Origin of the sequence: Microcoleus sp. ARI1-B5 (assembly GCF_036705795.1) — a bacterium.
In the GTDB taxonomy this organism is placed as follows: domain Bacteria; phylum Cyanobacteriota; class Cyanobacteriia; order Cyanobacteriales; family Microcoleaceae; genus Microcoleus.
The window spans coordinates 19,645-41,331 of the sequence record NZ_JAUBVK010000050.1 but is presented as its reverse complement, the minus strand read 5'-3'; the positions used below and the strand labels follow the sequence as shown (position 1 = coordinate 41,331).

General features: G+C 44.5%; 14 protein-coding genes and 1 pseudogene. 13 read left to right on the top strand and 2 right to left on the bottom strand.

From position 1 onward, the window contains the following. Positions 1-244: 244 nt before the first annotated feature. Positions 245-1,927: a M10 family metallopeptidase gene (locus tag QUB63_RS33840; RefSeq protein ID WP_332949765.1), complete on the top strand. Its 1,683-nt coding sequence runs from the start codon at positions 245-247 to the stop codon at positions 1,925-1,927. A gap of 322 nt (positions 1,928-2,249) precedes the next feature. Here the strand turns inward: QUB63_RS33840 and QUB63_RS33835 are convergent, their stop codons facing one another. Next, positions 2,250-4,136 carry a two-partner secretion domain-containing protein gene (locus QUB63_RS33835; RefSeq protein WP_332949764.1) on the bottom strand — a complete coding sequence of 629 codons (1,887 nt, stop codon included), beginning with the start codon at positions 4,134-4,136 and terminating at the stop codon, positions 2,250-2,252. Between the two features lie 346 nt (positions 4,137-4,482). Here QUB63_RS33835 and QUB63_RS33830 point away from each other — a divergent pair, with 346 nt between their 5' ends. The 9 genes from QUB63_RS33830 (at position 4,483) to QUB63_RS33790 (ending at position 17,029) form a co-directional block, all read left to right on the top strand. Continuing rightward, complete coding sequence (locus QUB63_RS33830) at positions 4,483-7,197, top strand: CHAT domain-containing protein (protein ID WP_332949763.1); 2,715 nt, start codon at positions 4,483-4,485, stop codon at positions 7,195-7,197. Positions 7,198-8,105: 908 nt separating this feature from the next. Continuing rightward, a complete protein-coding gene (locus QUB63_RS33825; RefSeq protein WP_332949762.1) occupies positions 8,106-9,656 on the top strand; it encodes a hypothetical protein in 1,551 nt (516 codons plus the stop codon). Further along, entirely contained in the window at positions 9,656-10,702 is a 1,047-nt protein-coding gene (locus tag QUB63_RS33820; protein ID WP_332949761.1) for a DUF1822 family protein, read from the top strand. The genes QUB63_RS33825 and QUB63_RS33820 overlap by 1 nt, the downstream gene beginning before the upstream one ends. 204 nt (positions 10,703-10,906) lie before the next feature. Further along, positions 10,907-11,311 carry a helix-turn-helix domain-containing protein gene (locus QUB63_RS33815; RefSeq protein ID WP_332949760.1) on the top strand — a complete coding sequence of 135 codons (405 nt, stop codon included), beginning with the start codon at positions 10,907-10,909 and terminating at the stop codon, positions 11,309-11,311. A gap of 75 nt (positions 11,312-11,386) precedes the next feature. Continuing rightward, positions 11,387-11,902 (top strand): transposase, encoded by a 516-nt coding sequence (locus tag QUB63_RS33810; protein WP_332949759.1) that lies wholly within the window; start codon positions 11,387-11,389, stop codon positions 11,900-11,902. A gap of 71 nt (positions 11,903-11,973) precedes the next feature. After that, positions 11,974-13,245 (top strand): hypothetical protein, encoded by a 1,272-nt coding sequence (locus QUB63_RS33805; protein WP_332949758.1) that lies wholly within the window; start codon positions 11,974-11,976, stop codon positions 13,243-13,245. Positions 13,246-13,500: 255 nt separating this feature from the next. Further along, a complete protein-coding gene (locus QUB63_RS33800; protein WP_332949757.1) occupies positions 13,501-14,625 on the top strand; it encodes an HlyD family secretion protein in 1,125 nt (374 codons plus the stop codon). A 257-nt stretch (positions 14,626-14,882) separates the two neighbouring features. Next, on the top strand, positions 14,883-16,835 hold the full coding sequence (locus QUB63_RS33795) for a ScyD/ScyE family protein (protein ID WP_332949756.1): 1,953 nt from the start codon (positions 14,883-14,885) through the stop codon (positions 16,833-16,835). Between the two features lie 14 nt (positions 16,836-16,849). Then, a complete protein-coding gene (locus QUB63_RS33790) occupies positions 16,850-17,029 on the top strand; it encodes a hypothetical protein (RefSeq protein ID WP_332949755.1) in 180 nt (59 codons plus the stop codon). A gap of 159 nt (positions 17,030-17,188) precedes the next feature. Here the strand turns inward: QUB63_RS33790 and QUB63_RS33785 are convergent. Beyond that, positions 17,189-18,323, bottom strand: a pseudogene (locus tag QUB63_RS33785) (ISAs1 family transposase). 189 nt (positions 18,324-18,512) lie between these two features. Between QUB63_RS33785 and QUB63_RS33780 the strand changes: the two are divergent. From QUB63_RS33780 to QUB63_RS33770, 3 genes are all read left to right on the top strand, one after another. After that, positions 18,513-18,728, top strand: coding sequence for a DUF4278 domain-containing protein (locus tag QUB63_RS33780; protein WP_332949754.1), 216 nt, complete (start codon positions 18,513-18,515; stop codon positions 18,726-18,728). 232 nt (positions 18,729-18,960) lie between these two features. Next, positions 18,961-20,469 (top strand): NarK family nitrate/nitrite MFS transporter, encoded by a 1,509-nt coding sequence (locus tag QUB63_RS33775; RefSeq protein ID WP_332949753.1) that lies wholly within the window; start codon positions 18,961-18,963, stop codon positions 20,467-20,469. 63 nt (positions 20,470-20,532) lie between these two features. Then, complete coding sequence (locus QUB63_RS33770; RefSeq protein ID WP_332949752.1) at positions 20,533-21,645, top strand: nitric oxide synthase oxygenase; 1,113 nt, start codon at positions 20,533-20,535, stop codon at positions 21,643-21,645. Positions 21,646-21,687: the final 42 nt, after the last annotated feature.

The following is a 21,687-nucleotide window of genomic DNA, read 5'->3' as shown; positions in this document are numbered from 1 at the left end:
AAAAATGCAAACAATTCTTGCCCGTGCCCAGCAAGCGAGTCTACACCTTACTGTCGTTGATGCCTTCAGAGTATCAGTGCGATGTCCCGCTAACATTGCACGCTTATGCAAACTTGCCTGCACAAGTCTGTATTTTTATTAGTTGGGTTATGTCATTAAGTTGGCACAGAAGGTGAATGCGTTCTTTCTATTTGACCTCCTATCCTATAAATCACGCGGATGAAATTATTAGGAACAACCAACTATGCCTTCTGAAATAACTTTTAAAAAAACAATTTTTTCTACAAGTCCCTACATTGAAAATGAGTTGGAAGTCCAACCCATCGCGACCATCCCAACTGATATTGCATTCCAGGCAGACCTTAATAGCAAAGGTTTTGCAGATGCTCGTGGAGGCACACTATCCCAGATTTCAGAAATTGCTAAGTTGCCTGTTGGCAATAAGGATTTCACAGGCAATGTCTACATTGATGGCATTCTCTGGGGTGGGAATTATTGGAAATCAGGTTCATCGTCAACAACAACGATTGATTACTCTTTCTGGAATTCCCAAACTGCCAGTTTTGATGACGCCTACTACGACGACATCGCCCAAAACCCCTATGACTGGTTTTCAGGGGAAAAAGCTTCTATGGTAAACGCTTTAAACAGTTGGTCAGCGGTTGCCAATATTCAATTTGTGAATGCTGGGGACAATAATGAATCAGCTACCCTTGGCTTCTATAATGTGGGTAATGCCGATGCGAATGATAACTTAGGAATGTTCTGTCCTCCTGGAACAGATGGACAGGGAATTGGCTATTTCAACAGGGAAGGAGGGGGCTGGAATACTAATGGAATAGTGCAAGGTAACTTTAACTTCACCACTTTAATTCATGAACTTGGACATGGATTAGGGCTGGATCACCCCCATGGCAATCAAGGCGGTTCATCAATTTATCCAGGAGTTACCGCCGCCTTTGGTGATACAGGGGACTATGGCTTGAACCAGGGCGTTTACACCACCATGTCCTACAATAAAGGGCTAGTTAACAGTGGTGGCGATCCAGGTACACGGGACTACGGCTATCAAGGCACACCTATGGCGTTTGATATTGCTGCTATTCAGTATCTTTATGGGGCAAACAACAGCTACAAAACTGGTAACGACACATACTTCCTGCCCACTGCCAACCAATCAGGTACCTATTATTCTTGTATTTGGGATGCTGGCGGAATTGATACTATTAGTGGTGTGGGGGCACTATCGGGTGTCACGATCGATCTCAATGATGCCTCGCTCAACCCTGCTGTAGATGGGGCAGGTGCTGGTGGTTATATCTCTTCTGCCAAGGGCATTTTTGGCGGATTTACTATTGCTAATGGTGCAATAATTGAGAATGCCGATGGTTCTGCTTTTGCCGATCTGATTACTGGCAATGAGTTCAATAACATTCTCAACGGTGGGGCTGGCAATGACTCTTTAATCGGCGAGTCTGGTAATGACACCCTTAATGGTGGGGCTGGCAATGACTCTTTAATCGGTGGCAAGGGCAATGACTCTCTCGTGGGTGGCAATGACAAAGATATCTTAACTGGTGGGAGTGGGAGCGATCGATTTACCTACACGGCTCTCAGTCAATCCTTGTTAACCAACTATGATGTGATTACTGACTACTCTATTGGTGACCAAATTGATGCTCCTAGTTATATAGTTGCAGCAACACTCACTACCCCTGTTGGTAATGCAGCTAGTTTGAGTGAAGCAGCTATCTCTGCTGTACTAAGTAGTGGTGTGTTTACAGCTAACAGTGCTGCAGCATTTAGAGTTTCTGGTCTAGCCGGAACCTTCATCGCTTTTAATGACGCAGTGGCTGGATTCAATTCTGAAAATGACTCCCTCATTTTCCTCAAGAATTATACGCTTGGCTCTGTTTCAATTGTTTAGAGGTGGTTAATCATAGGTAGACATTAGAAGAAGGAGCTAAAGTTGGGTGGGCAATGCCCGCCCTGTCAAGGTGCTATCGACGTACTTACGTCATCCTAGCTGTCGGATTTCGCTCGTAAACCAAATTGATGGTCGATTACGCTTAAAAAGCACTCGCTCGAACGATCCTCTTCGAGGGCTGCGCTAACGTCAGCAACCAAATTTCAAGCGCTTGAGGGTCTTCTTCACCACCTTGACAGGGCTGACAGGGCTGATCTGCCACGGCCAACACCGATCGAACCAGCTTTTAGCAATCATAGATTGGTCTCCTTCAAATATCTAATTAAGGACATTCTCGACTCAACACGAGTTGCCCGTTCGGTAGTCGATACACCCCTTGCGGTTCAACTATGAGGTCGCCTTTTTGCCAAGGACGATTGGGGTCGATCGTCGAGGGGGTGCCGTCACTGGGTAGGGTTTCCACGTCTACTGTGGGGAAGCTTGACATTTGGGCATCTCCAGGACCCTGGGGTAAACCGCCGGTACCTGTGACAATGAAGCTTCCCCTGGTGGGTCGATTGCGGCGGGTAATGCAGCTAGTGGCGAGGAGGCTGTCGATGTCAATCCGAGCGTCTGGTAACTCGGTGAGGCTGTTTTCGATCGAGGAGGTATCGGGTGTGATAATGACTCCTTCTACAGCACCAGCAGCATTGAGATCGACTCGATTATTGCGATCGAGGGTGCGAGGGTCTGTGTTGCGGGGTGCTCTGCGGTAGCTTTCGCCGAAGAAAGCCGGAGTATCGAGGGTAATGTCACCCCCTTTACCATCACGGGCAAAAGCGAGAATATCGCTGTCGTCGAAAGCGAGGATGGAGTCGGCTTTTAGGTAAATGTCGCCACCGCCCCCTGTTTTATCAAATACACTGGTCGTAATGTTACTGTTACCAAACAGGCGGATATCTCCAGCCTTAACGGTGATCGCACCTCCAGTAGACTCAGTGGCGGAAGTTCCGAGCGTGCCATTGTTAGCTTCTAGGGTGCCGCGGACTGTAATGACGATATTACCAGCTCTTCCCATTCCCGTACTGCGGCTGGTGATCAATGCCCGATCGCTGACAGTCAATTGCCCGGTATCAACTTTTATGTCACCTGCATCTCCAGCACTTTGAGTATCAGCAAATAAGCCACTCTGCTGACCGTTGGTGGAGGTGCCACTCAGCTCGATCGACTCAAAAGCGTTTACCACTACCGTCCCTCCCTGTCCCCGACCGCTAGTGCTCGCTGTCACTTGTGCCCCATCACGGACAATCAATTGCCCGGTATTAACTGTTATGTTGCCTGCTTTTGCTGCCCCTTGGGTAACAGCCTTAATCCGCGACCCCTCGGTAAGGGTAACGCGCCTACCCTGAACCTGTATATCGCCGCCAGCCTCGATCGAGGCTTGATTGCTCAGAGATATATCTGCTCGCACTGCCCCATCTGGGAAAATCAAGCTGAGATTGTTACTCTCCTCATTGATTCCTACTCGTCCTGACTCTGCCAAGCCTGCCAACTCGACTCGACCGCTTGGCGCTCGCAAAACCCCACCATCCAAGTTCAGATTTCCGCCTAACAATATTAAATTCTGACCCTGCGGAACTTGCAGAACAGCAGATCGATTGGTAATGGCTCCAGGGGGAATCTGATTGAACAGAAAAGCCGAAGGATTGACATTTAGCAACTGGGGAGACTCAGGTGCAGAAGCACTGAAAATACCTCTATCGCCAAACTCGACAGCATTGGCAGTTGTGGCGACAAAGGAACCCTGCAGGTCTAAACTGGCAGATGGCCCGAACACAATGCCGTTTGGATTGATCAAAAACAAGTTAGCATTGCCATTAACTCCCAACCTGCCATTAATTTCAGAACGGTTCACCCCGGTGACGCGAGTGAGAATGTTTAATATGCCTGTTGGATTGGTGAAATAAGCGCCTCGTCCTTGTAAAACACTCAATTGTTCAAAACTGTGGAACAGATTAGCGCCGCGAATTGCGCCACCATCAATGCGATCGCCTTGAATACCCTTGATAACATCGGGTGTAACGACAGAACTTTCAGCGCCCAGAGTATTGTCAGGCACGATTTGAGCGTTAACCCGATCGCCCCCCATCGCACAGAGTGTCCCAAATATGGCAACACAACCCCCAATCTGCCACTGCCAACACCGATCGAACCAGCTTTTAGCCATCATAGGTTAATTTCCAAAACACGTTGAGAAATCGATCGCTGGAGTTTACTTGCGAGCATTATAATCACGCGAGGAAGAAATGGTAGCTTGATTAACAATAATCAATGTTGATATGAAGTCAGGCGTTCACTTCACCCGCCAGGGACTTAAGTCCCTGGCTAACAGCGAAAGTCCTCTGAAAGAGGACTAAATACTGAGTGTAGGTGGATTTCAGTCCACTTAAGTGGACTTAAGCTATTAGCCCGGAGTTTAAACTCCGGGCGGGTTAGGTAGCAAAATCGAGAATGCTGCAAGAGGTGAGTAAAGATTAGTCTAAAATCTTCATGGGAACCTACCATATCTTACTACCATGCCAAGCCGACACCGCCGATTCTGTGTCCGCCACGTTCTGGTAATTTTATTCTTAACCAGCCTCACCATTTGCCTGGGGCTGAATCATGTTTCTTTTAGTCCTTTACAACTAAGATGGCCAGAAGTAGCAACCGCACAGTCTGCCAATCCCAGCCAGCTCGTACAACAAGGAATTGAACGATATAAAACAGGAGACGTGCAAGGCGCGATCGCACTTTGGCAAACCGCCTTAACCGCCTATCAAAGCACTAAAAACTACGCTAACGAGGCAATTGTTCGAGAAAAACTAGCCATAGCTTATCAACAAATCGGTCAATTCGGGTCAGCGATCGATTATTGGAAAAGTGCGATCGCCAACTATCGCTCATCAAAAGATTTCGTGAAGGTGGGAAGGTTACTCACAGAACTTGCTCAAACCTACAGCCGTTTAGGGCAAAATAGAGAAGCGAGATCGCTTTTATGCGGTGCTTCTGAGACTGATGAAATTTGCCCCAAAAGTGAAGGAAGTGCTTTGCAAATTGCCCAAGAATTAAGCGATCGCCAAGGAGAAGCGGCGGCTTTGGGAAGTTTGGGAGAAGCGTATCGCCGAGGAGGAAAGTACGATCGAGCCATTGAAACTCTAGAGGCTAGCTTAAAGATTGTCGGGGAGATTAACCTCCCAGTTTATCACGCCTCAGTGCTTAATAGTCTGGGTAATACTTACTTTAGTAAAGCTCAACTCAACGAGCAGCGTGCTGATTCTGCTAAGTTCAGAAATGCCGAAAATAAGGCTGATGAATTCATTAAATCAGCTACTGCCGATTACACAAAAGCTTTAGATTATTTCGAGCGCAGTCTCGAACTAACCCGGACTCAAAATGACCCATCGAGTCAAATGCGATCGCTTCTCAATTTGATTCAACTTTATTACCGCCCCAAATATTTTAAGTTACCTGACAACACTAATAAAGCAGAGCAAGCATTGCAAAAAGTTCTAAACCTACTTAATAGCATCCCCGATTCTCCCAACAAAGTCTATGCAGCCATCGCTCTCGCCGAGCTAGAACAACCTGTTTCTGCTCTTAATAATACTTCATTTCAATCTCAATGTCCGCCCCGAAAACTCAAGGATTCACAAGTTGAGGAACTCCTGAAAAAAGCTGTTGCTATTGCTCGAAATATTAAAGATTTTCGCTCCGAATCATTTGCTTTAGGTAAACTCGGTCATCTCTACGAATGCCGCAAAGACTACAATAAAGTCTTAGATTTTACCAAACAGGCAAGATTGGCAGCAGACCAAAACTTAGGTGCTAGAGATAGTCTTTATTTGTGGGAGTGGCAGGCGGGACGAATATTTAAGGCGCAGGGGAAAGAATCTGAGGCAATTGCTGCTTACGAACGCGCGATCGCAACTTTAGAAGGTGAGGGAGGTATTCGAGACAATCTGTTAATTACCCAGCGAGATTTGCAATTTAGCTTTCGGGATACGATTACTCCTCTCTACCGTGAGTTTGCTCAGTTAAAGCTAGAGCGTGCTGAAGCGCTACCCATTGCAAGTCAAGAGTACCAAAAGGAACTGGATTCTGCACTCAACGCGATTGATTCTTTGAAACTAGCAGAATTGCAAAATTACTTCGGCAATGAGTGTGTCTTTACCGTTTTTGAGCCTGAACGAGTTGATGATTTAGAGAGAGAAGACACTGCTGTATTTAGTTCTATCATCCTAGAAGACCGAACGGCGATCGTAGTGAGTTTACCCAACTCTGACCAGAAGGCAAAGCCAAATACTGAAAGAAGATTTAAACGGCTAGTCTGGATAAAAGATAGTAAAAAACTTACAGAGAAAATCAAAAGTTTCCGTATAGAAATTCAGAAATTTTACGATCCTACTGACGCTTTTTTAACACCCGCACAAAATCTATATAACTCGCTGATTCGCCCTTTCGCCTCCGATCTAAAACCAACAAAAATCAAAACTCTCGTTTTCATCCAAGACGGGCTATTACGCAGCGTACCGATGGCTGCACTCCACGATGGTGAAGATTTTCTAGTTCAGAAATACGCCATTGCTACGACTCCTGGGTTGCGTTTGACCTCTCCTAAATCCCTAAACTTTCAAAGTCTGCGGACTTTAGCTTTGGGGTTAACAGAAGCCGCTACCGTTGATGGTGAAGAATTTAAGGCTTTGGCAAATGTCACTAATGAAGTCGATCGAGTTGTTAAGCTATTTCCAGGTAGCAAGAAACTCTTGGACGAACAATTTACTCCTGAGAGTTTAGAGCAAGAACTTAAACAAACAGTTTACCCGATTATTCACATTGCCACTCACGGTCAATTTGGCACTATTCCAGAAGATAGCTTTTTAGTGACGGGTAATAATGAGAAGATGACAATTACTCAGCTAGAGAGTGATATTCGCCGCTTTAGTAAAGGTACAGAACCAGTGGAATTGCTCGCTCTCACGGCTTGTCAAACGGGTATAGGAGATGACCGTGCTACCCTGGGTATGGCTGGCATTACGGTGCAAGCAGGCGTCAGAAGTGCTTTGGCTTCTCTTTGGTACGTTGATGATGCTTTTACACAAGAATTAGTTGCTAAGTTTTACGAAAACTTGCGATCGCAAATGAGCAAAGCAGAAGCCCTAAAGGAAGCACAGAAGGCGCTGATCGATCGAAACAAGAATATACACCCTGCTAAATGGGCTTCCTTTATCCTCATCGGTAACTGGCTTTGACACTCCCGCCGTCAAGCTACGCGCTCGACGGGGGATTCTTAAACTCACATTTAAGATTTCCTGCTTCACAGATTCTTAACGCTTGCGTTACCGCCCCCGTCAGACAATAAAATCTCGTTTCCATCCTACCCATTTAAGGATGGTAACAAATTGTCCAAAAGCAGCATCTAGGCAGTGCTTAGATAGCATTCCTCTACCCCATGACCTAAAATCAATATCTTCAATAAATAATGGCTCAATTTAATGCGGGCAACAAGTGAAGTTCCAGGCTTCAGCAATGGTTTCTAGCTGTTTTTTGAAACAAATTAGCCCAGTAAGTACGGAAGACCCAAAGATTAAGTTGCATCTTAACTCAAATAACTTGAGTGGTCTAAATTGAATTAAAGTTTAAGAATAGGGTAGAAGCAAAGCAAACACGCTTGACTTCATTTTTATAGTACAAAGTTCACATCACAGTATCGAATGGCGGGAAGGGAGTAACACCATAACCGCCTGGGCGGTTGCTATACAGTATTCTTGACATCGAGCGATGCTCGCGCCGTGGTTGAGTTGAGGATTTTATAGCTCGCGCTCCGCACCGAATGGATTGAATAGCCTCGACGCCATTTAAGCGGGGATACTTAGCCAGACCTAGGGCCGGGTATTGTGGGAAATATCGCGTATAGATTTCTCTCGCGAGCATCTCGGCAACTGCATAAGCTTAAAAGCCTGACATCTATACATGGATAAAGCTAGCTGAAAAGGTGAATGTAAGCTGACCCAAGCGAACATCCCGATGTGTGCAAACAACGTTTTTTCTAAGATTGACAGCCGGAGAGCTCGCTTGGGTCTGTATGTAAGTGAGAGCTATCGGGCCCGCACTACAGACTCGCAAAAATGAGATGCTCCCAACACAAAGGAGAATATAAATGGTTAATCGTGTAGCGTTAGATATTTTCGCTCCTGCCACACCGTCAAAATTACCTGTTTTGGAAAGTGCAATGCTGTGGAAATTTTGGAAACTTTGCAGAATTAGTCTAGCTAGGGAAACAGTTGGATATGAATATCGTGTAATTCCTGAAGCGCAAGATTTTTTTGAGAATCAAATTCTCAATAATTATACACAAAACAATGTTTCTAATTTTGCCACTCATCTAAACCAGAACGCCAAATCAACTTTATTTTCTTATTTTTTAACTCAAAATTATGCGATAAGTGGAGCCAAGCGGGCTGCTGCTGGACTTTGTTTGAGATGCAATATTTCTTATCCGATACTCAAAGCCTGCCAAAAAATTGACAGTTTATTCGGCGGTGAAAAAAGATTCACTTACAATGATTTGCTGCCGTTTGTTCTCAATGATGATGGTAAAACTTTAATCGTTCTAGATAGCCAAGCAAAAACTCAACTTGTATTGGACGGTAACGGCAGAACTAAACCAACTCATTATAAATTTTTTACTGTTGAGGTATTGCGAACGTTTAAGCCTGATTCGCAGTCGAGCATGAGCTTAGACAATTGGGCTTATTTGCAAACAAAACAAAATCAAGAAGTTAAAAACTTTTTATCAGAATTTGGGTTTAAACATCTGAGTGACTGGGCAATTTTAAATCGAGCTAGACCCAAACAGATTGAAAGCTTGTCAGAGCGCGATCGCCAATTAATAAACGTATTTCATGCAGTATACCGCCGAGACAGGCGCGAACACCGATCGGCGGGAGTACAAAAATGTCCAGACCCCTCTAATTCTCAACTTCAAGAAATGCTAACTGCCTTGCAGAAACAAAATGTCACTGTTAAGAGCAATGTTGAGTTGATAGCAGAACTAAAACAGGTAGCTGTACAGTTGAAGCAGTATGACGTTTGGAGTTCCAGAGAACCTTTGGAACTCCGTGACCCCGATACTGGAAACGACGTACTCAGACCGGATTTACCTCATGCTTCCACAGATGAATTAAATGTGGAACAACAAGAAATTTTGGAATTCTTGCACCAGCAGCTAAAGTCAGCTTTAATTCAATCAATAGAGCAAGAGATTAGTGCTTGTCTTGCCAAATTAGAAAAAAGCAAAAGTTATGCGATTTTTGCTCAAAAATTTATTCCAGGTTTACAATTATATTACTGTCAGGGAATGTCTCTCAAAGAAATAGTTCCTTTATTGGAAATGAGCAGTTGGGATCAAGCGAGGCGAGTATTAGATCCGGGAAAACTTATCAACAATGTACGCGCTCGTACTGTAGAGAAAGTTCTTGATAGTACGATGGCCTTGGCTCAAGAAAAAGGTTTGACTCAAATTCCCCCTGAACCAGAGTATCTCAAAACCTTGATTGAACAAATTGAAGCTTTTGCTGATGTAGAATTTTTCAAAGAAGCGGCCGAAGAAATTAAAGCGGGGAAAAACCGCGAAATGAACAGCTTGTATGCTAGGCAACTTCGGGTTTACTTTAGTAACATACTACCACCGAAAAAAGGAGTAAAATAATGATTAGTTCGTCGGTTAATTTGACAGATTCGAGGTTGTTGTTGCCGGAAATTATTTGGCTCGAACCCGAATATTTTGAAAGGGCAAAACAAATGAGCGATCGAGTTAAAAGTGAATCTCGCCAATGGCAAACTTATCTCAGTGCACTAGCGGTACAAAGTTTTGAGCAGTGGTTGAGCGATCGCCTTCCACATCAAAGAGTCGAGCGAGCTGAAATTGGCACTGTCAGCTATCTGAAAATAGGTGAATTTAAACTTTGTATAATTGCCGTTGAACACTGTCTAGACGAAGTAGTGAGCGTACCTCAAGATGCGTTCGCCTCTGGAACACAGACCTCTGATTTTTATACAGTGTTAGAAGTATTAGAGGAAGAAAAACAAGTAATTATCAGGGGTTTTCTGCATTGCGACCAAATAAATTATTATTGGAGTTTGCTCAATTGGCCAGCTTTAGAAGACGGTTGTTACCAGCTACCGCTATCTTTATTTGATGCAGAACCGCATCACTTGCTGCTGTACTGTCGCTACTTAGCACCAGTTGCTGTGAATCTACCTGTAGTTTTAGCTGCGACAAAGGTAGAAGCAGATGTATCAGGATATCTGAAGGAGAGCAGAACTAAATTAACTCAATGGTTGCAGGGTATTTTTGATGAGACTTGGTTTTCTATTGACGCACTGCTCGACCATGAAGTTAATTTATCTTTAAATACTAGAAGTGTCGATTTAGGGATAAAAAAAGGCAAATTAATTGACTTACAAATGCAGATGGGCCGTCAAAGTCTGGCGTTGCTGGTGAGTATCGCTAAAGAAGAACAGGCTCAGTTAGGTGTTTCTATCCAGTTACATCCTACCAGGGTAAACAAGTATTTGCCACCCAATATAAGACTAATTTTGCTATCTAGAGCTGGAAAAATACTTCAGGAAGTTAGTTCTCGAAGTCACGATAATTACATTCAACTTAAATCATTTAAAGGTGAAGCTGGAAAATATTTTAGTATTGAGGTCAGTCTGAACGATGTTAGTATTAGAGAAGATTTTGAACTGTGAAACTAATAAGTTTGTTTGGTGCGATCGCACAGTTTAAACTCGAAATAAATCAATTAAGTTAATGAGGACTTATATTACTTCAAAAAAAGCATTAAGTAGCTCCACTTAAAAAAACGTAAGATAGAGAGAAGCTAGTAGATAGAGATTAATAGATGCCAGCTCCCTTACGAGTTAAGCTAAGCGCAGAAGAAGATCGCACTCTGCGTGAACGAAGGTAGCGCCAATGGTGTACCAGTACGAGTGAAACAGCGTGCGATCGCACTGCGACTCAACGCTCACGGTTGGAATGTACGCAAGATTGCTGACTATTTAGAGTGGGCCCAACAGACCGTGCGAGAGACTATTGGGCGTTGGCAACGAGGCGGTTTGGGTGGATTGTGGGAAGGCTCAGGGCGGGGTAAAAAACCCCGGTGGCAAGAAAGTGATTGGCAAGCCCGAAAGCAGTGGCTAGAAGAACCTCGACGTTATAGTGCCCGTCAGTTGAGTCAGCGACTAGCCGCCGAACGAGGTATAGATTTAGGTGCAGAGCAAGTGCGCCGCATCCTCAAAAAAAAAACTACTGCTCGAAGCGATCGCGCCGGGCACCACCGACCCCAAAACCACAATTAATGAGGGCAAAACAAGCTGATTGGGAGCTGTTGAAACTATGGGCCCTGCTGGGTTTAGTTCACCTGAAGTATTTGGATGAGTCCGGCTGTTACTGCCACAGCCCAGCAGGTTATGCCTATGCACCACTCTTGGCAACAAAAACGGTTGGAGCAAATGCGACGGCGCGGGCGGCGGGTGAATATCTGGGGAGTGTGGGAACCACAAGTCAGCTTTGAGTATGCCTTGATGTTAGGTTCCCTAACCACAGAGACTTACTTAAAACTGATGGAGTGGCAAGCACAAATAGCACAACGGCGACTCGAAGACACTGGTAAGTTAACGGTGATCGTTCAAGACAACGCTTCGGTACATCGCTCAAAACTAACGCAACAGCAGTGGGAACGATGGCAACAGCAAGGCCTGCCGATCTTCTTTTTGCCACCTTATAGCCCGCAAATGAATCGTATTGAGGATGAATGGTTACATCTAAAGCGAGATGAGCTAGCTTGTCAAGTTTTTGCTGATGAGTACGATTTAGCGCTCGCGATCGCAACAGGTTTGGAAAGCAGGGCTGCGCGAGCGGAGTATGCTGCCCGTGCGTTTTCGGTTTAATTAGGTGGAGCTACTTACCAGTCAAGACAGTTATAAATTACAACACTTTTATCTTCAAGGAGAACTTTAATATGTATGTTTTTTGGTGGATTTTGGTTTCTAGCGTCAACATTTTACTTTTAGATATTTTTTACGAAACAATATATTTGAATGACATTTCAACAGCAATTTTTAGTGTCGGCAATATACTAATAGCTATTTTAGTTCGTAATGAACTGATTTTGCATTTATTGTATCGTTTGGCAGTATGGACTTCGGTAAAGATTGTTTATGGCAAATACTATCTTAATAGTAGCGTTCATTACATAGGTGGTGTTCACGCCTCATGTGCTAGTTGGGGTTTTCTGTGGCTAATTGTTGATGTATTGCAGCAGTGGGGAAACCCAAGCGATCTTCTATCAATGGCTACATCCAGCGACACGATATCAATCGCTATATCCAGTATACTGTTAACACTTTTATTTATTATTATCCTCACCGCTATTCCCCTATTCCGCCATAAGTTCCATGACACGTTTGAAATAAGCCATCGCTATCTGGGATGGTCTTGTTTGGGTATTCTCGTCTTGCATCAAACTAGATTTCAATTTATCATCGCTCTCAACCAAGCTTATCCTTTAGAAACTTTATTAATTAATCCAGTTTTACTCATGCTCGCGCTGATGATTTTAAGTATATTTTTGCCTTGGATAAGCGTGCAGTGTTTTGATAAGTTTAGGATGCATTGTCCATCTGATGGGGTTTTAATTGTAACTTTTCCAGGAAGGGCTGATGTGGGGACATTTGCTCGAATTAGTTTAGACGGTGTTGAATGGCATTCCTTTTCTGTTGCAGAGACGAGTTTCAACGAACAAACGGGCGAATCAGAAATTAATTTAATAATCGGTGCCGTAGGTGACTGGACTAAAAATTTGATTCGGCAAGTTGAAAAAGGAAATTTACCTAAGCGAATATGGGTTCGTCGAGTCAAGCCTCCTGGTTTTATGTTCTCAATTAAGGCTTATTCACGAGTAGTTGTAATTGCAACTGGTGCCGGAATTGCACCTGTCTTGCCCCATGTTATAAAAAATGGTCACAAACTTTGTATTTTGTGGATTGGTAATAATCACCAAGAGACTTATGGCGAAAAGATTTTTTCAATACTTTGCGCTCATCCTCGGTGCACAATTTTCGACACAGGAGTGCATGGTAGACCAAATGTAGGCGAACTGGCTATTCAAACTGTCCGAGAATTTAGGGCGCAAGCTGTGTTTTGTGTATCCAACAAAGCGGTTACGTCGGATGTTATCAAAGCTTGTTTGGCAAAGGGTATCCCAGCCTATGGAGCTAGCTGGGATTCTTGAGGCAGCCAATATATATCACGTTTGTTGCTGTCATATATGAAATTACATCCTGTTAAATAAATGAAATTACTTAAAATGCCTTCCGGAAAAATTCTCCTTTCAATTCTAGTCATTAGCAGTCTTTTTATTATTGGAGTTAGGCTAAGACGCAACTTTTCTCAAATTCGTAGTGTACAAGCTTTTGTTAATGGTGAAATCATTTTTTTGCGGGCATCCATCCCAGGCCAGCTAGAGTTGAAAAGCGAGAAAATTAAGTTGAGCAATCACCTTGAAAAAGGTACACAAATCGGCATAATTAAATCTACTGTCGAAAATCCACGAGTATCAGTCCTCAAAATTGAAAAGCCGCAATTGGAAACTCGACTACAGAATTTTCAACAACAAATCTCTGGAGTAAAACAGCAAATTCAAAATCGAACTAAATTGATGAACTTGTTTAAACAACAAACAGTTACCCAGAGAATGCTTCAAATCAAATACGCCGATCGACAGATAAAACAACTTGAAGCGGAAATCCTGCGAGAACAAGCCAAAGAAAAAGTAATGCAGAGGGACGCTCAACGCTTCGCTAGTTTAGCTGCATCAGGGGCAGAAACTGTTTCCAGAGCTGAAAACAAAATTGCAGAAGCGCAACAAGCCGAAGCTGTAGTCAAGGAAGCTCAATCAAAACTCGAGCTAGCTAAACTCAACTTACAAGCAACAAAAGCCGGACTTCAACTAGAAGGAACTCGCACCTTAAGTTATCCTGAAACTCGTGTTCTCGAACTTGATGTAGAGTTAACAGACCTAACCCAACAAGAAAGAAACCTCTCTCAAGAAATCCAGAGTATTCAGTCACAGCTAGCCATTACCAGTAAAGAATTGCAGGCTCAACAAAACGTCTCGGTTCTAGCACCAGCGACAGGCGCGATCTGGTCAATTGATTCCCAACCCCAGGAAATAGTCGAAGCTAATAAATCGATTATTCAGTTACTCAACTGTCAGAATCTTTGGATAGAGGCATTCATAAATGAGACTGATGCCAATAAACTTGTCGTTGGACAAGAAGCCCAAATCAGCCTTAATAATTCAAGTAATGTTCAATGGAAAGGACGAATAGAAACAATTAGAGCAGGTACAGGTCGTTTTGAAGTTGGAAAATATGTTGTAGAACCACCTCCAGAAATTACCCGGCGTCAAATACCAGTAAGGGTAGCGGCAGTGCGAATCAAAGTTGATTGGCAGAAACCCCCTAGATTTGACGAATTTTGTCTGGCAGGGAGGAGTGTAAACGTTCGCTTTATCGAGTCAAAGTCCTCAATACTAGGGGCAATCTCCCAGGGGTTGCCCCTCCTGGGTTTCGAGGCAGACACGTGGGTACGAGCCCCTACGAGAAATTAATGAATGGCAAAAGGCCGGCCACTCAAGAAAGGGTTTTCAACTCAATTTTCTGATAACTGGAAGACAAGAGACTCTGGCATAAATGCCCTTACCTAAAGTGCGCTAGTACCTAAAATCCCTTAGAGACAGTCTCTCAGACAGGCTTTGCCTGCAATGTCTGTCTGATGCCTGAATCCCACGAATTCAATTCGTGGGAGTGGCTCAAGAACAAGAACACACAGCACAATCGAACATCGTAAATTCAAAGGAGAAACATCATGTCTGAACCAGTAAAAACGCCACAGATATCACAAATTGAGGTGCTAGCATCCGATCTGGATGGTCCTCGCAAGTTGAGCTTCGGTCCAGATGGGGCACTTTATGTGACTGAAGCAGGACGAGGGGGAACAGGAGCCAGTATTCCATCTCCAAGTATACCGGGCGCGTTTTTGTCCTATGGCGCAACGAGTGCAATTACCCGAATTCAAAATGGGAATGTGGAACGAGTGGTTACCGGACTCCCCTCGGTGGCATTACCCGATGGATCGGATGCGTCAGGTGTGCATGATATTGAGTTTGATGCCTATGGAAACGCCTATGCGATCGTGGGTCTTGCTAGCAATCCAGCCAATCGAGATAATCTTCTAGGAGTTCCTGATTTTAGCCACTTAATCGCGATCGATAACTTTGATGGTGGTGCGTCATGGACAAGACTCAGGGATTTTGGAGTGTACGAGCAAAACAACAACCCCGACGGGCAAGATGTCATTACCAACCTCTTTGACTTGCTGATTGAGGACAATACAGCCTATGTCGTGGATGCAGGTGCCAACGATTTGCTCAGTCAGCGAGCCTTTGGCGGCGAATTGACTCTAGAAGCAGTCTTTTCAAGTTCTACCGCGATCGATCCGCTCACTGGTGAATCAGTGGTGATTCAGCCTGTCCCCACCTCGGTCGCCGTCAGATCCGACGGTGCGCTTTATGTCGGCGAATTGACTGGGTTTCCTTTTCAACCAGAAACAGCAAAAGTTTATCGCATCAATGCTGAAGGTAAACCGGAAGTTTATGCAGACGGGTTTACGCAGATCGTCGATCTAGCCTTTGATAAGTCCGGCGGTTTGTATGTTTTGGAATACGATGCGAATGGGCTTTTGAACGAAGGTGACGCAGGTGCGTTGATCTATGTTTCTCCAGATGGTAAAACTCGCACGACGATCGCGGATGATGAACTAACGAATCCGACGGGTTTAGAAATCGGTGCTAACGGTGACATTTATATCTCGAATAAAGGCTTTGTTGCAGGACAAGGAGAGGTGCTGCGGTTGAGTTTAGAGAAGGATACAAGCTTCGATCCTGACCCGATTTATGACTGCGTGAAGCACTACACAACTACAATTGCGGCAGATGGCGATCCAGCCGATGTGTATTATCCAGTGTTGCCAAATTCAACGCCCGATCAACTGCCGATCGCACTGATGCTGCAAGGTGCTTTAGTGGATAAAGCAGACTATTCTAACTATGCCAAAACAGTTGCCAGCTATGGATTTGTGGTCGTGGTTCCCAACAATGAGCGGACGGTAACTGCACCCAATGGTGAAACGGTGACGGGTCTGCTTGCTGAGCAAGGGCAAGTGAATGAGGTGCTGGCTCAGATGAAAGTGGAAGATGCCGATCCGACTTCACCGATTTTTGAAATTGCCGATACCGAAACGTTAGGACTCCTGGGGCATTCGTTTGGCGGAGCCGTCGGGTTAGGCGCAACACAGGACGAGATTTGCATCCCTGGAATTTGCTCGGATGACTACATATTGCCGCCCCAGTTGCAGGCAGGTATTTTCTATGGCACTAGCTTTCGGAATCAGCAAACTGGAGAATTTTTGCCGATCGACAACGAAGGAATCGCAGTCGGATTGATTCAGGGCAGTTTGGATGGCGTGGCTCCACCGAGCTCTAGTCAAACCACTTACGATCGAATTCTCAACCCGCCCAAAGTCTCAGTGACCGTAGAAGGTGCGAACCACTATGGTGTCACCAACGAAGACAACCCCCTGCAGGAGCCAAACAGACCCACCTTAGACCAAAGCACTGCAACTGAGACGATCGGACGCTGGAGCGGATTATTTTTACGATCGCATCTCCTCGGCGATCGAGGCGCGTTTAATTACGTCTACAACACAGGTGACGACCTCGACTCAAATGTGAATGTCATCAGTCAAACTTCAGTGTATTGATTCACGGAAATACGATGTTCAACCTCAATCGCCGTCAGTTTTTATTGCGAAGTGCTGTTGCGATCGCCGCAACTGTAACCTACGATCGAGTACAAGCCCAACAACCAACTTCCCCCGGCGCTTTACCGAAAGGATTGCCGCGTCGAAAAGTAGTCATTATCGGTGCCAGGGTAAACGCATCTAAATTAATTTGACAAAACCATGAATTTGTGCATTACTAAATAACTAAAAAAACCTTCTAAAACTTCTTAAGTTTAACCCCACTTAAGCAGATTAAATCAGAACTTAAAGATTTTCTAAACTTCTTAAAGCCGGATAATTTTTTTTCTTAGATAGGTGTTATATTTCGAGTATTAACTGGCAGAGTTTAAAATTTTAACTAAATAATTATTATCCATTCCCGCTCGATAGCGTTTCATTTTTAAACTTTGTTTTGAAGTTTTTTCTTGTTTCAGTAAATTTATGGCTAGCCGACGTAGAAGTGCCAAATTTTCGGGAGAGTTCTGTTTCCGAATCCGGCTTTTATCTTCACAAAATGTAACATCAAGCGTCCAATGTAAGCTATTTTCAATGCCCCAATGACTGCGGATAGCCCCAGCAATTGTCTTAGCATTACTGGTTAAACTACTTAAGTAAAAACGAGCTTCAGTGGTGGTTTTATTCCACAATCGTCGTTCACTAACTATCATGACAACTGTTTTTAGTCCCGTCCATAATTCTTGATTATGCACTTGTGGTAACTCGGATACATCCACAGTCCAGACTTGTCTTTTTTCCACTCGATGATATCCAGCTTCTGCTTGTTCATAATAATCATACTTTTTGCCTAAATAATCGGCTTTTTGAGCTACTTCAAACCACTCTTTCACGGCTTTGTATAAGAGTTTTTGATTCCCTTTTAAGGCTAAAACATAATCTCCTTTTTTCTTGATAATCAAAGATGTTATGTCTTTTTGACAACCCATAGCATCGATGGTTATTACACTTCCGGCAATTTCTAACATTTCTATTAATGGCGGAATTGCTGTCAACTCGTTAGATTTTTTATCAAGTTTTTTTTCCTAAAACTAATTGATGAGATGAAGACCAGGCTGTAACTATATGTAGCGCTTTTTGCTGGTCATTTCGGTCATAAGATTGTTTCATGGTTTTGCCATCAATGGCAATCACGTTTAGTTCTAATTCCCCGACTATGGCATTTACCCAACTCAAAAAACATTCTTGAAACTGTTGTGGTTCAATTCGGGCAAATACCCGACTAAATGTGTCATGAGATGGTATGCCATTCGGTAATTCTAGAAAGCTTTTTAACCATTCATATTTGGCGTTACCATAAGCTTCTATTGCTACCCATCCGTCGGCACCGCTGATGATAGCTAGAATCGCAATCGATCTAATATCTTTGAGCAAATGTTCTTTACTTCTTTCTATTCTGGGGTCTTTCAAGTTGGCAAAGTGTTCTAAAAAACTGGTATTTAAAATATTCATTGAAGGCAATAAATCTGTTGGTTTTTGTTGAGAAGTTACAGCTTTACTAAAACCTCTTGCCATTGATAGCACCAATAAACTACAATAAACTACATGAAAATTTAGTCGGATATAACTGTAGCATATTGGGTTTCTGCTGAAAGCTAACAAGCAATCTGAGTCTGAGCAAAGAAACAGGAGGATAAGCAAATGCAACTGAAATATCGCGGCGTTAGTTACGAAAAGAGCAATTCCATTCCCGAAGCAAGCACTCAAGAAATCAGCGGTGTTTATCGCGGCGTTCCCTGGCGCAAGCAGCCCCAAAATCAACGGATTGTACCCGGGGCGATCGTGCAATTGCAGTATCGGGGTGCAGAATATTCTCACCTTAAAAGCGAGGCGGTTGACGGTGAATTAGTTAAGTAAAAAGTGCCAGTTTACCGTCTTGAATGTTAAGACTTCAGTTCGATCGTCAAAACCTCCAAACCCGGTTTCCGAGAGTCATTTCTTTGTAGGTTGAGTCCTTTTCAAGCGAACCCTACGCAACGCTTCGCCCAACACCAAAGTTGGGTAAGGTACTACAAGCTCAACCTGCGAATCAAAGCTCGCACAGTTAATCAGAAGGAAAAACCGTTGAGCGCCCACAAGGAAATTTATCATGCTTCGGAGATTATGGTCATTTCGCGATCGCTATCGCATTCTTCACTTAAACTGGTTTGCCTTCTTTCTCTCATTTGTCGTGTGGTTTAACATTGCTCCTCTTGCCACAACGATTCAACAGGATTTAAGCTTAACCGCTGAACAACTCAAAGTTTTAGCAATTTGCAATCTAGCCTTGACAATTCCAGCGCGAATTGTAGTTGGCATGATTCTCGATCGCTTTGGGCCTCGCCTTGTTTTCTCAGGGTTGCTCGTGTTTGCGATCGTACCCTGCTCGATCGCGGCAACCGCAACCACCTTCAACCAATTAGTCTGGAGTAGTTTAGCTACCGAAATTTTGGGGGCTGGATTTGTAGTGGGAGTTCGCATGGTGGCAGAGTGGTTCCCCTCCGAAGAGATTGGCATTGCTCAAGGGATTTATGGAGGCTGGGGCAACTTTGGAGCCGCTGCTGCCCAATTTACATTACCCGCGATCGCCGTTGCCACAGCTTTTTTATCACAAGGTGCCGTTAACTGGAGATTGGCAATTCTGTTGACCGGAATCGTTGCCGCGCTCTATGGTGTAGTCTACTTCAAGAGCGTTGAAGATACTCCACCCGGTAAAGTCTATCAGCGACCTCAGCGACATGGCGCGATGCCCGTCACATCTGCGAAAAGCTTTTGGGCAATGATAGCGCTGGACTTGGGAATGTTACTATCGTTGGGCTTGCTCACCTTTCCCCTTGCACAGCCGCAGATTCATTTTCTGCAAGGCTGGCAAGAACTAATTTGCTGGGGATTATTGGCAGGATTATTTATCTTAACGTACAAATCCTGGCAGGTGAATCGAGAAGTTGCTGGTTCATTGAACCCGCTCAACTCTAATTTTCTCAAAAGCAGTCAAATTTATCCGTCCGCACAACGCTATCAGTTTCGTCAAGTGGCTTTACTGAGCTTCACTTATCTAACCAATTTTGGCGCTCAGTTAGCCGTCTTATCGATTCTGCCAATGTTCTTTGAACAAACTTTTGCTCTAAATCGGGTCACAGCAGGCACGATCGCTGCTATTAGCTATCCCTTTTTGAATCTGGTATCGCGACCGAGTGGGGGACTGATCTCCGATAAGTGCGGTAGTCGCAAATGGACGATGACGCTGTTGACGGCTGGTATTGGAGTCGGCTTTTTACTAATGAGCGGAATCAACAGTCATTGGTCGTTACCAATTGCAATTGGGGTGACGCTATTGTGCGCTTACTTTGTCCAAGCGGGTGCAGGTGCCACCTTCAGCCTAGTACCGTTAATTAAGCGGGAAATCACAGGTCAGATTGCGGGTACTGTTGGGGCTTACGGTAATGTCGGCGGCGTAGTTTATCTAACAGTTTATAACTTCACAAACACTGCGACACTATTCTCCACAATGGGCGTAGCGGCGCTGATCTGCGCTAGCCTCTGCGGATTCTTCCTTGAAGAACCCAGTGTCTCCTTTGCACAAAACAAGGCCATTCCAAAAGCAGAGCAGAGCACTTGACTCGACAGCCAAACATGAGACTTGTTTTGAAAATAACGGTTTTTAAAGGAGGCATCAGTCACCATGTACCAACTCAGTCAGTCAGAATCCCTGCCAACTGTGCTGCTAGAGGCAACCGACTACCTCGAACTGTTTTATCGAGAACAGCATCATCTGGAGCCACGGATCGAAGCACGACTAGCAGAAGTCGATCGGGAATATAAGCGATCGCGAACCTACTGGCAGACTCCAGAAGAACTTGCATACGGAGCCAAAGTTGCATGGCGCAACAGCGCAAATTGCATTGGGAGAATCTTCTGGGAATCCTTAAATGTCCGTGACTTGCGCCATCTGACGACAGCCACAGAGATTTTTGCCGCCCTCGTCGAACACATTGAGTTAGCAACCAACAATGGCAATATCCGCCCTCACATTAGTATTTTTGCACCTCAACAACCGGGCAAACAGGGCATCCGTATTTGGAACCCACAACTTATTCGCTACGCTGGATACCGTCAAGATGATGGCTCAGTTGTGGGCGATCCGGCGCACTGCGAACTCACCGAGACTTGTCAGCATTTGGGCTGGACAGGCAAAGGAACTCAATTTGATGTGTTACCTCTGATTATCCAAATGCCCGATCGGCCCCCTGAGTGGTTTGAGATTCCATCGCAGGCAATTTTGGAAGTGCCACTGGGCCATCCTGACTACCCTTGGTTTGCCGATCTAGATTTGAAGTGGCACGCCTTACCAGCCGTGTCAGACTGGCGTTTAGAAATTGGTGGCGTTTCCTATCCGACGGCTCCCTTTAGTGGCTGGTATATGTGCACAGAAATTGGTGCCCGCAACTTGGGAGATGTGCAGCGTTACAACCTATTGCCCATCGTTGCCGAAAAAATGGGGTTGAATACTCGCTCTAAACTTTCTCTATGGAAAGATCGAGCGTTAGTGACACTAAATGCGGCGGTGCTTCATTCCTTCGCACAGCAGGGCGTGTCGATTGTCGATCACCATACGGCTTCATCTCAGTTCATTCAACACATGGAACGAGAAGCGCAGGCGGGTCGCATGGTTCCTGCTGATTGGGGCCGAATTGTTCCGCCTATCTCTGCTTCTGCTACCGAAGTGTTTCACCGAGATATGGATAATGTTTGCTTGAAGCCTAACTTTTTCATGAATTACGCACGACAAGGCTAGAAATTAGATTCTGTAATTCACCAATTGAGCGATCGGTCAAGC